11 protein-coding genes are annotated in these 14,000 nt (G+C 37.8%); all 11 read right to left on the reverse strand.

The features are described 5' to 3' along the window. Window positions 1-32: 32 nt before the first annotated feature. The 11 genes from ACZYT3_RS08210 to ACZYT3_RS08260 all read right to left on the reverse strand — a co-directional run bounded on the left by ACZYT3_RS08210 (window position 33) and on the right by ACZYT3_RS08260 (window position 13,961). Complete coding sequence (locus tag ACZYT3_RS08210; RefSeq protein ID WP_464088292.1) at window positions 33-3,233, reverse strand: DEAD/DEAH box helicase; 3,201 nt, start codon at window positions 3,231-3,233, stop codon at window positions 33-35. After that, window positions 3,217-4,647, reverse strand: coding sequence for an SWIM zinc finger family protein (locus ACZYT3_RS08215; RefSeq protein ID WP_464088293.1), 1,431 nt, complete (start codon window positions 4,645-4,647; stop codon window positions 3,217-3,219). Before ACZYT3_RS08215 ends, ACZYT3_RS08210 begins: the two co-directional genes overlap by 17 nt. Window positions 4,648-4,829: 182 nt before the next feature. Next, the gene (gene eno / locus ACZYT3_RS08220; protein WP_294560505.1) at window positions 4,830-6,128 is read right to left on the reverse strand and encodes a phosphopyruvate hydratase; all 1,299 of its coding nucleotides are present in this window, start codon (window positions 6,126-6,128) and stop codon (window positions 4,830-4,832) included. Between the two features lie 68 nt (window positions 6,129-6,196). Continuing rightward, window positions 6,197-6,385 carry a hypothetical protein gene (locus tag ACZYT3_RS08225; protein ID WP_294560504.1) on the reverse strand — a complete coding sequence of 63 codons (189 nt, stop codon included), beginning with the start codon at window positions 6,383-6,385 and terminating at the stop codon, window positions 6,197-6,199. A gap of 239 nt (window positions 6,386-6,624) precedes the next feature. Then, window positions 6,625-7,500 (reverse strand): hypothetical protein, encoded by an 876-nt coding sequence (locus tag ACZYT3_RS08230; protein ID WP_464088294.1) that lies wholly within the window; start codon window positions 7,498-7,500, stop codon window positions 6,625-6,627. Between the two features lie 145 nt (window positions 7,501-7,645). After that, on the reverse strand, window positions 7,646-8,389 hold the full coding sequence (tpiA, locus tag ACZYT3_RS08235; RefSeq protein ID WP_294560500.1) for a triose-phosphate isomerase: 744 nt from the start codon (window positions 8,387-8,389) through the stop codon (window positions 7,646-7,648). A 1-nt stretch (window position 8,390) separates the two neighbouring features. Next, window positions 8,391-9,587, reverse strand: coding sequence for a phosphoglycerate kinase (locus ACZYT3_RS08240; protein ID WP_294560498.1), 1,197 nt, complete (start codon window positions 9,585-9,587; stop codon window positions 8,391-8,393). Window positions 9,588-9,672: 85 nt separating this feature from the next. Further along, window positions 9,673-10,302, reverse strand: a complete 630-nt coding sequence (locus ACZYT3_RS08245; protein WP_464088295.1) for an HAD family hydrolase — start codon at window positions 10,300-10,302, stop codon at window positions 9,673-9,675. A 69-nt stretch (window positions 10,303-10,371) separates the two neighbouring features. Further along, on the reverse strand, window positions 10,372-11,775 hold the full coding sequence (locus ACZYT3_RS08250) for an FtsX-like permease family protein (RefSeq protein ID WP_464088296.1): 1,404 nt from the start codon (window positions 11,773-11,775) through the stop codon (window positions 10,372-10,374). Continuing rightward, window positions 11,772-12,455, reverse strand: a complete 684-nt coding sequence (locus tag ACZYT3_RS08255; protein ID WP_464088297.1) for an ABC transporter ATP-binding protein — start codon at window positions 12,453-12,455, stop codon at window positions 11,772-11,774. Before ACZYT3_RS08255 ends, ACZYT3_RS08250 begins: the two co-directional genes overlap by 4 nt. A gap of 111 nt (window positions 12,456-12,566) precedes the next feature. Further along, the gene (locus ACZYT3_RS08260; RefSeq protein WP_464088298.1) at window positions 12,567-13,961 is read right to left on the reverse strand and encodes an FtsX-like permease family protein; all 1,395 of its coding nucleotides are present in this window, start codon (window positions 13,959-13,961) and stop codon (window positions 12,567-12,569) included. Window positions 13,962-14,000: the final 39 nt, after the last annotated feature.

A 14,000-nucleotide genomic window follows, 5' to 3' on the forward strand; every position in this document is an offset into this window, starting at 1 on the left:
AGTTTTACCTGCTTTTCTTAGTCATTCTTTCTTTATATCTTAAACAATTCCATGATATCATCCTTATCCATCTTTGATAAGCTGCCTTCATTATTCTCTACAAAGCTGTCTGCCAGATCTTTCTTCTTTTCCTGAAGCTTTAAGATCTTTTCTTCAATACTGTTTTTCATGACCAGCTTAAATACCTGGACATTTTTTTCCTGTCCGATGCGATACGCACGATCTGTCGCCTGATTCTGGGCAGAAATGTTCCACCATGGATCAAAATGGATCACCGCCTGTGCAGCAGTTAGATTTAATCCCGTACCTCCTGCTTTCAATGAGATCAAGAAGACTTCTGTATCATCGCTTTGGAATTTCTGAATCAACTCTCTTCTTTCTTCTTTGCTCGTCTGCCCTGTCAGCTTATAACTGGAGATATTTAATAAGTTTAATTCCCTTTCAATTAAATCCAACACGCTCGTAAAAGAAGAAAAGATCAATACCTTCTGTGAATTTTCTTTCAGATTAACGACTAAATCCATGCAAGCCTTCATCTTGCTTGATGAATCATAGATATTGTCAAACAAAAGACGGGGTTCACAACAAATCTGACGCAATTTTGTCAACATGGCCAATACCGCAATCTTATCTACCTTTTCATTTCCCATCATTGCATTCAATTCCTTATTGACACTTGCCAGATGAGCCAGATAAAGCTTATTTTCTTCTTCACTAAAATCAATCAATTGTACTTTTTCAATTTTATCCGGAAGCTCCTGTAACACTTCTTTTTTATTTCTACGTAAAATAAAAGGAGTAACAAGCTGTTTCAGCTTTTTCTTCTTTTCCTCATCATCATTTCTTACGATATCATTTTCATAATGATTCAAAAAATAATGATAGTTAAACAGATAGCCCGGCATAAGAAAATCAAAGATTGACCACAGCTCTGCCAATGAATTTTCAATCGGTGTCCCTGTCAGAGCCAGCTTATGATTTGCCTTTAACTTCTTTACAGAAATCGCATTTTGTGTTTTCTGATTTTTGATATACTGAGCTTCATCCAATATCACATATTCAAATTGCTTGTCTTCATACAATTCGCCATCCCGACGCATATAGTCATAGCTGGTAATATAGAGATCTGCTTTCTCTTCTAATAAATGACGGCGGTTTTCCTGATTCCCGACAATACATATTGCCCGCAGCTGCTTAGAAAATTTTTCTACCTCATCCATCCAATTATATACGAGCGAAGAAGGCGCTACAACGATACACGGAAGTTCTGTTTGTAATCCTTCGATCAGCGCAATGACCTGAAGCGTCTTTCCAAGACCCATATCATCTGCCAAGATACCGTTAAAGTGATAGCTATTTAATAACTGCATCCATTTGACACCCTCTTTTTGATATTCACGAAGGATATCCTCGTATTGACTAGGAATCTTCATCTCATCTATTGCCTGAACAGTAAAATGCTCCAAAGCATTTTTAAAAGACCGGCTTCGTTCAAAAACGATATTTTTAGAAGCATTGGCTTCCTGTTCAACCGCAAAAAGACGATAAGGATTCAAGGCAAATTCACCATTGGCTATATCCTTTACATCTAAATGAAAATCATCCATGATCCCGCTTAGCTCTTCAATAGCCGGTGAATTTAAATGTATCAGTTCGCCGTTTTTTAAACGATAAAACTTCTTCTTTCGCCGGTATTGTGACAAGATCGAAGAAATTTCATCCTTAGGCAAATCCTCACTTTGAATATCAATAGATAAAAGATCGCTTTCATAACGTACACCTACATTGATCCGATACATTTTATGTTCATTAAACTTCTTCAGGGATTCACTGATATAAACATCACCATAGTTCTGTAAGAAAGTAAAACCTTCTTCTACAAAGCTCAAGGTATTTTCCTCATTACTATCAAAAACCGCAACTCCTTCTTGGATGCCTGATGCATATTTACGAATATAGCTTTCTACAAGATCCTGTTCATAGGTCAGCAAATTTTCATTTGTAAGTCCCATGCTGTGATGCTGGTCTTCATACAGATATTCCACATTTACTACGACATCGCCTTCATCGTTGATATCTCCGAAGATCTTGATCTTCTCAAGCTGACTGTTCGGCAGTTCAAACAGATTCATAATATCAAAATAATCTGTCAGATTATCTAAAACATACTTATAAAATTCATTGCGTTCTTCCTTTAATATCCAGATAGGATGTAAAAGCAGCTGCTTGATCAGATCAATGGCTCTTCCTTGATCATCCAGAACGATACAATGAAATTCATAGCTGTTTTTAGAATGATCCAACATATACAAATTACGATTTCCGCATATATATGATGATAAATCCGTTACTAAAGAAAGCTCATCATATTTACTTTTTTCCTGCCAGCGAAGCTCAATCTTTTTCTCTTCCCTTTGACAGCTGAAATTACTGCCTCCCGCATCTTCATAAACATAAAAGAAATCATCAATATTATCATTATCCAAATTAATGGAACGTCCCAATTGGGATGTATAATAATACTCTTTTTTTCTTAGACGCCTTTCCATTTCTTCCATGAAATGGATCTGTTTCTGTCCTAATTCATCAAAGGATTCTATTTGATGAGTCATTGATAATTGCTTGCCATAAGTATGAAATGTTTGATGATTCATCATTTCCAAAAAAAGTGATATATTTTTTATCACATATTTTTTTTCGTTTCCTATCTTAAATGTCAAGCTCAAATGATGACCATATCCTTCATTTAAAGAAGCTTCGATCTCATAACGTTCATTTGTGATGATACGATCCAGTTGCCGCTGATAATCCATCTTGCGCATTTCCATGATCTTTCTTCCCATAGAAGTCATTTCCATAAGATGCGCCGATTCTCGCCTTTCAGCACTTTTCTTTCTTTCTTCAAGAATTTCATGTTCCAGATCCTTTTCATAGTGATATGGAAAATGATCAATATCCAATTGGTTGATCTTCAGCATGACCGCTCCGATATGTGCACATGGGTCAGAATCACAATAGGAACAATTACAGTTGTATTCCAAAAGCTTTCCACTTTTATCCAAAACAAAGAAAACGTCATAGATCCTTCCGAGCACATCTACTGCTCCATGAATTTCATAATGATTACCTAAATCACAGATATCTAATAAGACAACATTATCATATTGTTCATAACGATGTGCAATAGATAGACTGGTTTTATTTTTTATGTAATTCTCAATCTGAAGTTCCATACATTTCCCCCATGACATCATCCAGCAACTCAATGAGCTTATTTTTCGTTGGATTCAATTTCTTTAAATAATAAATCATATATTCGACCCTTTTATTATCCTGATAACGATACCGGTATTCTTCAAGATAATCAATAATCATTTCATAAGCTTTGGTGCTTCTCGACTTATCAGCCGTATTTATCAGTGCTTCAAGGAGAACCTGTGCATAAAACTCCTCATCTCTTTCTTGGATCATCTTGCCATATACTTCAATATTATCCAGTGTCGGTTCCCTGTAAAGAAGATGAACCACATATTCCCATTCCTGCTGTTCATTGATGAACTGTTCAAAGGAATAACCATCTGTTTTCTTTCTGACCTTATCATAGATATCCTGTGAGATATATTTCCATTTATCCTTAAGAAGCTCTTTGGCACGTATGATCTCACTAAAGTCAGGATTCCAATAGCTTAATCGCTGAACAAGCTGTGAAACATAACCAGACGGATCACATTGTATCCATGCTTTTTCATAAAGAGCTTTCATTTCCTTTGCAAGTGCCATATTTTTATGGGTCTTCTGATACGATTGAATCAGCTTCATGGCAGAGGAATAGTCTTTACCATTTACAAGATCAACAGCCTCTAAATAAACCATTGCTTCAGAATTTTTAAATTGATCATATTTTTGTCTGAATTCCTTATAGCCTAATTGTGATTTTTCACTTAAAATCATTAAAATGCGGGAACATAAGGCCTCATTTAAAACAAGCGGCATCTGCATAAGCAGGTTATCACAGATCTGTTGGACTTCTGAGGCTTCTTTTTTCTGTATCAGATTCAAAAAATAAGGATGAAAATAAATATTTTTGTTCCATGATAAAGAATCTATTCCCCATTGAAAAATCAGATCATAAAACTTTTCATCTTTGATCAAAGTATTCAAAGAGCGAATCATGTGATGAACAAGAAAATGAATACGATTTATCGGATAAGTAATACGTGGAATTTCTTCACAGTATTCTTTGATTGTTTCCCACGAACCCTCTTTTGACAGAACGACCAGACGATTTAAAAGCCTTGACTCAAACTCCTGATAATCCTTTAGATTAGGTTTGGATTTACTGGAAATATAGACATTATAGAGAGTACGCAGCGTTTCCTTTCTTGGTTCCTGAGTCCCTTCATTCATATACCGAATGAATAAGGCAGCACTATGTGGACACTCATGATAGACTTTTGCGTAAGTACAATCACAATATTTTGCACTTAACTGCTTAGCTTCATTAAAAACAAGCTTTACCTTATGAAGCTTGTGATCCATGACCCTTCCTTCAACCGTTTTACCATTTACCGAAAGATTGCTGACCTTCATATTCTGATACAGCTTCTTTCCTTGCTGATAGATCGTATAACTAAATGGCCTTTCCATAAATACCTCACTTCATTTACCAATATAAAAATTATATCATATTTTTTATGTGCATACTGTTTTATCTTTATTTTTTGAAGAGTAACGGTCTTTTTATCCAATATAGTCATTACTTAGGCTGAATCTTCGGCATAATAAAAGCGACACAGCCGAAGCCATGCCACTTTTCATCATAATATAAACTATTTATTGATGTTGTAGAATGCAGATTTACCTAAGTACTTAGCACTAGCTCCCAGATCATCAGCAATTCTGATCAATTCGTTGTATTTAGCAATACGGTCAGTTCTTGACATAGAACCTGTCTTGATCTGTCCTGCATTGAAGCCAACAGCGATATGAGCAATCGTCGTATCTTCTGTTTCACCTGAACGGTGAGATACAACAGCTGTATAACCAGCTTCCTTAGCCATTTCCATAGCATCGAAAGTTTCTGTCAATGTACCGATCTGGTTAACCTTGATCAGGATCGCATTAGCGATGTGCTTTTCAATACCTTCTTTTAAGATAGCAGGATTTGTAACGAATAAGTCATCACCAACCAACTGGATCTTGTCACCCAGTCTTTCAGTTAACTTCTTCCATCCATCCCAATCTCTTTCACCAAGACCGTCTTCGATAGAAACGATTGGATATTTTTCTACCCATTCAGCAAACATATCGATCATTTCATCAGTAGTCTTTGTTCCCTGACCTGATTTTGCAAGATCATAGTTCTTAGTTTCAGGGTTGTAGAATTCACTGGCAGCAACGTCCATTGCGATGCAGATATCTTCACCCGGAACATATCCGGCAGCCTTGATAGCTTCAACGATCAATTCCAATGGTTCTTCGTTACCTTCACGGCAGCTAGGAGCAAATCCACCTTCATCACCAACATTTGTGTTGTATCCTTTGCCCTTCAATACCTTACGTAAGTTATGGAATGTTTCAGCACCCATTCTTAATGCTTCGTTGATAGACTTAGCACCAACAGGCATGATCATGTATTCCTGGAAATCAACTGTAGAGTCAGCATGGCTTCCACCATTTAATACATTCATCATAGGAACCGGTAAAGTCTTACCATTGAAACCACCTAAATATCTATATAAAGGCATTCCATAGTAATCAGCAGCTGCATGAGCACATGCCAAAGAAACACCTAAAATAGCATTGGCACCGAATTTAGACTTATCCTTCGTACCATCCAATTCGATCATCTTCGTATCGATAGCTACCTGATCTGTAACATCCATACCGATAATTTCATCAGCAATAATGTCATTTACATTGGCAACAGCTTTTAAAACACCTTTACCCAAGAAACGAGATTTATCACCGTCACGAAGCTCCAGAGCTTCTCTTTCACCAGTAGAAGCACCAGATGGTACCATAGCGCGTCCAAATGCGCCTGAATCAGTTGTAACTTCTACTTCCACAGTAGGGTTACCACGAGAGTCAATGACTTCGCGAGCGTAAACATCAATAATAATAGGCATAATTTAAAATCCTCCCTTGTTAATTTTTACACACAAAGTATATCACAAGCACCATTTAAAATAAAGGTTTAATTCTTATTTCTTCGTGGTTTTTGTTTTTGATTCATCATAAAAGCTCCGGCTACGATCAGTCCGATCGGCCAATAATGCACCACGATATAATTCAGCATCATCGCCACCTCATCACTTTTAAAATCCGGCTGTATCAATAATAAGATGCCACTCAGACACATGACGGTCCCAATCCTTTTTTTCATACATATTTCCTTTGAAGTTATCATATACTGTCACATTGAAAAACAATGTCGAGAAAACCATGAAATATTCTTTTGCATCAAATATGCAGTTGTCAAACTGATCATATATACATTAAGTGTCAGATTGATAGGTTTTATTTTCACTTGGAATATGATAAAAATAAGCATGATGCTGTCATGCAAGACTTCCATATATTAAAAGGAACACCTTCAGTGTTCCTGTAAAATCACCGTCTATATTATGGATTTAAAACAACCGTTTCATTATAAATATCATCTTGTGTCCAATCTTCATTATTATATACGCTCCACGTCATTCCGATTTCTTCTACTGTTGTAATATCATTTTCCTCAAATGTGGAATCTGACCAAGATACATCAGAGAAAGCAGCTTTTCCTGCAGCTACGCTGGCTGCCCAAAAAGGATCCGCCATAAAGCCGTTGACCGATACATCATCGACACTAAACATAACCTCGCTATCTGTTTTATTTACTAGGTAAAGATGCATCGTATAACCCCAAATACCATCTTCATCATATCCTGTGACAATGATCGTTACATTCTCATTATCTACGATCACATGATCTGTTGACTGACTTTCCCTAACAAAGGCAGTTGCTTTATCCTCGCCATAAGGGTAAACATGAACCGTTTGTAGCGCTACATCATCAGCCATCCAATCATCATTATCATAAACCCTGAAAGTAAGCTGAATATCTGTAAAGTCAGTTAATCCATAACTGCTCAGATCTTCAGAAAAATTAATTTCTTCATTTGATTTCTTACCGGCAGCAACTGTTGTCGCAAATAAAGGATCTGTCTGCAAACCATTGACCGAGGCATTTTGAACTGAGAACATATATGTTTTATCCTCTGATTTATTTTCTAAATAAGCATTTAACGTATAGCCCCACATATTGTCAGGTTCGATCCCGGTAATTTTGATCGTACACTGCTCATTATCAACCACTGTAATTTCTTCAAATGAAATTTCTTCTGTTTCCACCGGAGTATTATCATTGCTTTCACCGCTATCATCAGAATCAGCAGATGAACAAGCTGTCATAGATATCATAAGTGCAAGTCCCAGTAAATAAGCTGTCATTTTTTTCATAATCAATCCTCCTGTCATCATGTTTATGAAAGCCTTTTCACTCTTATATGATATCATAAATATCCAGTAAAATCATATAATTATTTTTACCTTTTTTACAGTCATAAAAAAAGACAGCCTGTACTCAGACCGTCTTCAATTTAACTTATTTTGTCTTTTCAATCAATTCCTTGAAAGAATCAACCTTCAATGAAGCTCCACCAACTAAAGCACCATCGATGTCTTCCATAGCCATATATTCCGCAATGTTTTCAGGCTTAACGCTTCCGCCATACTGAATACGTACCTTATCAGCCGCTTCATCACCATACATCACTCTGATCTGATCACGAACGATGTGACAGCAATTCTGTGCAATTTCTTTTGTAGCTGATTTACCTGTTCCGATAGCCCAGATAGGTTCATAAGCAATGACGATATTAGCTACACATTTTGGACATAAGTCAGCCAGGCTTCCGGTTAACTGATCACGAATGACTTTTTCAGTTTCACCTGCATCAAACTGAGCTTCTGTTTCACCGATACAAACGATTGGTGTGATACCTGCTTCAATCAAACGCTTTGCTTTCTTATTAACCGTTTCATCTGTATCACCAAACATCTGACGACGTTCTGAATGTCCGATGATGCAGTATTTGATGCCGATTTCTTCCAGCATCGGTACACTGACTTCACCCGTATAAGCACCGCTATCAGCAAAGTGGCAGTTTTCTGCAGCCACGATCAGATTTTTTGCTGCTTTGTTTGCTTCATTCAATGCCAAGAATGAAGTAGCTACACCATAAGTAGCACCATCATGGCATGCAGGATCAACAGCATTGATAAATTCAACCGCTTCAGCGATCGTTTTGTTCATTTTCCAGTTTCCAACAATAATAGGCTTTCTCATATTACTTATCTTCAATTACCGCAATACCCGGTAATACCTTTCCTTCCATGTATTCAAGTGATGCTCCTCCACCTGTAGAAATGTGAGAGAATTTGTCACCAAATCCGAGCTGAATAGCTGCAGCAGCAGAATCTCCGCCACCGATAACTGTAGTAGCATCCGGCAATTCAGAAATAGCCTTGCATACTTCTAATGTACCATTAGCAAATGGCTTCATTTCAAATACGCCCATCGGACCGTTCCATACAACCGTCTTAGCACCCTTCAAAGTTTCTCTGTAAAGCTCAACAGTCTTAGGTCCAATGTCAAGACCCTGCCAATCAGCCGGGATCTTATCGGAATCTACAACCTTCGTATTTGCATCTTCCGCAAATCTGTCAGCTACGACATTATCAATTGGCAATACCAATTTATCGCCAGCTTTTTCAAGATATTCCTTAGCCATTTCAACACGGTCTTCTTCCAGCAATGACTGTCCTACTTCATATCCCTTTGCTTTCAGGAATGTATAAGCCATACCACCACCGATGATGACCTTATCAGCAATCTTCAGCAGATTGTCAACAACAGCAATCTTGTCAGATACTTTTGCACCACCAATGATTGCAACAAACGGATGAACCGGTGTATCAACAGCAGCACCTAACATCTTCACTTCTTTTTCTACAAGGAAACCTAAAGCACTTGGCAAGTGAGTAGGGATACCAACAGTAGAAGCATGTGCACGGTGTACTGAACCAAAGGCATCTTCTACGAATAAATCACCAAGGCTTGCCCAGTATTTACCTAATTCAGGATCATTCTTGCTTTCACCTTTTTCATAACGTGTATTCTGAACTAAAACGATTTCGCCGTCTTTCAGATCAGCAACAGCCTTTTCAAGCTCTTCACCACGTGTAACAGGTACGAATGTTACCTTTGTATCAACAACTTCTGCCAGTCTTTTAGCTACAACTGCCATATCGTTTTTCTTCTTGTCAGCTTCGCACTTTTCAGGATCCTTGTGATCGACCTTGCCTAAGTGGGACATTAAAATAACTTTTGCTTTGTTTTCAATTAAATAATTAATTGTAGGTAAAGCGGCCATGATACGGTTATCATTGGTAATAACACCGTCTTTTCTAGGAACGTTGAAGTCAACACGGACAATGACGCGTTTTCCGGCAACGTCTAAATCTTTGACTGTTCTTTTAGCCATAACTAAAAATCCTCCTCTATTTCGTTCCTATTATACCACTAAAATTTTTTTGACTCAACATTTCAGTGCATCTTTGTTACTAAAATCACATACCTTCAAACAAATCCAGCAATTCAGAAAAATGATCGATTGTCTTCCATGCATTTGCCACTTTTCCAAAACCATAAGATGCATAGATCATCGGAATGCCGGCAAGCTCACAAGCTTCATAATCCTTCATCGTATCACCGACATAGCAGGCATCCTGATATCCATTGCGCTTCATGATCAGCTTCAGATTTTCACCTTTCACAAGTCCTGTTCGTCCATGTGTTTCATAATCCTTAAAATATTGTCCTAGCGGATGTGCCGCAAACATCGCTTCCACATAGCCATCCTGTGCATTGGTAACAATCATGAGATCATGCTTTTGTGAAAGCTTGGCCAATGTTTCCTCTACTCCGTCATAAAGGATTCCTCCATGCTTGGCAATATATTTATTTTCATTATCCAGGCATTCCAGAGTAAGCTTTAATCTTTCATCAGGATCAAGCTGAGGAAAATAAATATTTGCAATCTCTTCAATTTCAAGCCCCATGACCTGATTCATGATATCCTGATTCAAATAATTTTTGATCCCCAATCTTTTTTCAATCACTTCATTACCGGCAGCCAGCACAGATTCACTCGAATCCCATAACGTGCCATCCATATCAAAAATAATACATTGTTTCATATCATCACTCCATTATCTTTATACTACCATATAAAAGCAAAAAAACAATAAGAAAAGAGGGCAAGCCCTCTACATCATAATTTCCTTTGGACGAAACCTCGTCAGATAGATCATCGAAAAACCACAAGAAATAAGTACGGTTACTTCACCAACAACATAAAGCGTTACAAAATACTGCGCATCCGCTTCAATGGCAAAATTATCGATCACAGCATCACGAGTATCCAGCCTGTCACTAAACATCGGTTTATAAATCACCGGTAAATTCGCCAGATCACCGAGATCTTGCTGTCGCTGCACATAACGCTGGATTTCCAGCATATAATCCGATAACTTATTTCCTAAAAAGAGTCCGCTGGCACTGGCTGCAGAAATCGCAATGACGGCCACTAAAGCAACCTCTAAAACAAGCTGAGAGATGATATGCTTCTTACTTTCTCCTAAAGAGGCATAAATACCGATTTCCTTGCGCCTGTCCTGCATGAAATAAACAACGACCAAGCTTAAAATAATAATGGTTGCAATCAGCGCTGCAACAAAGATCACTTTCGCGATCGTATCCAGATTTTCTACCGGACCTGCATTTTTCTTGTAAATCGTTGTCGATGATTCATAACTGGCACCCGGTACTTCACGTACGGTCTTTTTCGCCAGTTCATCAAAGGCATCCATCGCTTCCAGATCACTCACTCTAAAAGCTGCATAATCAGCATGACAATTACGCATCGCAAAAAAGCTGTCTGCCTCTTCCAATATCTTCATCAATGCTTTATTTGGAATATAAATACGCGAATCTCCTCCATCACCGGAAAAAGTACCAATCACCTTCGCATTAAATTTATAATACTCTACCTCAACATCACCGTTATCCAAATAATTATAATTGATCGGAATCGATAATGTAACTTCATTTCCTACCTTGCACAAACCTGTCGAAAGTCCAGAAGAAGCTTTCGCCAGATCACGATTGGTAAGAATGACAAATTCTCCATTATCAATTTCCTCCTGAGTAAAGAAACGTCCTGAAAGATTCTGTGTCAGATGCAAGGTACCTTCCTTAATTAAAGCCGGTTCTGTTACATTGGTACCATACAAAGAAGCGATAACGCTTCCCAATGCATTTTCATTTCCCCATAAATCAGAATACAATGCATTCGCTAAAGTATTAACATGATATTCACAGCTTATGACATTTTCATTTGCACATAAGCTCTCCATCGTATCCACATAATTCTCAAGAAAAGAATAAGTAAACATCTCATTTAAATCAGGATTTTCATAACTATAATCCATCGTGATCGTTCCCTCAGGTCCAATACCTTCGCTTAACTGTTCCTTGATCTTGCCACTTGCCATGATGATCGACAAAGAACCTGCCAATAAAGTAACCATCACAAAAATCACCAGAAAAAGCAGCAGTGTTTTAAATGGCCTTCTTATGATGCTTAGCCATGCCCTTTTTGCCCATTTCATGATCCTCTGACCTCAAAATTTTGAATATCGGTATTCAGCTTCAATACGATATCACTCTCGCCTGCTATCTTCTCTGAATGTGTCACCATGATCACACACTTCTCCTGTTCATGTGCCAGCTCTTTAAAGATTTCAATGATCGTTTCGCTCGTCTTCCCATCCAGGTTCCCTGTCGGCTCATCTGCCAGGATCACCTTCGCATCTGTGGAAATCGCCCGTGCGATCGCTACTCGCTGCTGCTCCCCTCCGCTTAACCGGTTGATCCTTCTTGTTGCCTTGCTGCCATCGATCCCGACACTTTCCAGTATCTCCAACGCTCTTTCTTTCATATTTCCTTCCCAGTGATGATCGCCGATCGACATCGCCACCATCACATTTTCTAAGGCATTCATATAAGGTATCAGATTATAGCTTTGAAACACGATTCCGATATCATTCCTTCGATATCGCTCATAGCCTACCTTTTCAATATTTTCACCGCAATATAAGATCTCTCCCTTTTCAGGCTTATCCAGTGCCGCTATCAAGGATAGAAAGGTCGTCTTCCCGGATCCGCTGCTTCCCAGGATCGTATAAAACTTTCCCAGTTCAAACGACACGCTCACATCATTCAGGATGATCTTTCGTCCATCTCCATCCGGATAAGTAAAATATAAATCTTTTGTTTCTAATACATACATGATTTTCTCCCCTTTTATTTTTTATTTGGAAATAAACCTAAAATTAAAATCACTAACAAAGCAATGATCAAAGCTAATTCAATCGCAATAATTAAAAGCATAATCTCCCTCCTACATCAATACATCCTTAGGTTTCAACCTGATTATATATAAAACCAATACACCACTCACACCGATCATGATCACAAAGCTTATACCATAAATCGCACAAATATATTGTGAATCTATCTCAACTTTGTAGGCTTCCATCATATCCAGCTGAGTTACTTCGCCTTCATGACGCTCACTATATTCAATTTCACTATCCACATCTACCTGTATCTTAATAAATTCATTCGAGATTATTTCTCCCAATTTATTTCCGCTAAATAACGCAAACGTTGTCGCCAGCATGCCCACAAGTACGATTTCACCTGCATACTGTATCAGAATATTTCTCTTTCTTTCTCCCAAGGCCATTAAGATACCGATCTCATGCTTACGATTTCTAAGGAAAAGCATTGAAACCAGACACAGCAGAACAACAATTAGAACAACGCTTGCCCCCATTGCCACATCTGCCAAAGCTTTCAGATTCTCCACAGGTCCCTGCACATAACGATAATCATCCATCGAAGATTCCATATTGAAAAAGCCATTCGGATAACGATCATCATTTCTGATTTCTTCTTCTAATTGTTCACAGGCATCCATACCTTTCACATCAATAGAGATTTCCTCATAAACAATATTTGGAAACTGTGTACGGATATTATCAAAATTTCTTGAAAGAAATACCTCTTTATCTTCCTGGGAATGTGCCTCCAAAACTTGCTGTTGAGCCTCATAAAGCTGATCAAGTGCATGATTGGAAACGATTGTATCCTCTGTCCAAGAAGAATGATAATAATCTTTCTTTAATTCCTTATTCCGATAAACCCCAATCACCTCAAAAGAAAACTCAGGACCGGCAACAATTTCAGGTACAGGGCCAAAACTTTCCTCTGAGATCACATAATCCTTTAACTGAACCGTATAGAAATCTCCCACATGATACTCATTCCAATAATCCTGTACGACGATCTTAGGAATCTCACTATCTAAATCTTCCTGCGTATAGTTTCTACCCTCAATGATCTTATAATCATATGGCAGGTTTTCAACTGTTGATATTCCCGTAAATGTATCTCCCACCATTTTGTAGTCACCCTCTTCAGTTTCAACAAAATACGCTAAGTTTAACGTACGTATCGGAAATATCTGATTCACACTTTCATGATCTTGCAATTCATCGACCAATTCACCAAATTTCATGAGTTTATCATGTGTAATGCTCGTATTTGTCTGTTTGATCTGAATGGTTGATGTTACTTGACGACGAATTTCTTTGCTGACATTATCACAAGAGAAATTGATAGAAATAGAAGCAAATAAAATATTACCTAATATAAACACAATCAAAAACATGATCACTGATTGTGCCGGTCTTCGACAGATTGATAAAATGATTCGTTTTAAAGTCCTCATCTCATTCACCTCTCTTTTCTTTAATTTTATTCTACACGA

The sequence above is a fragment of the Traorella sp. mt218 genome (assembly GCF_055420025.1).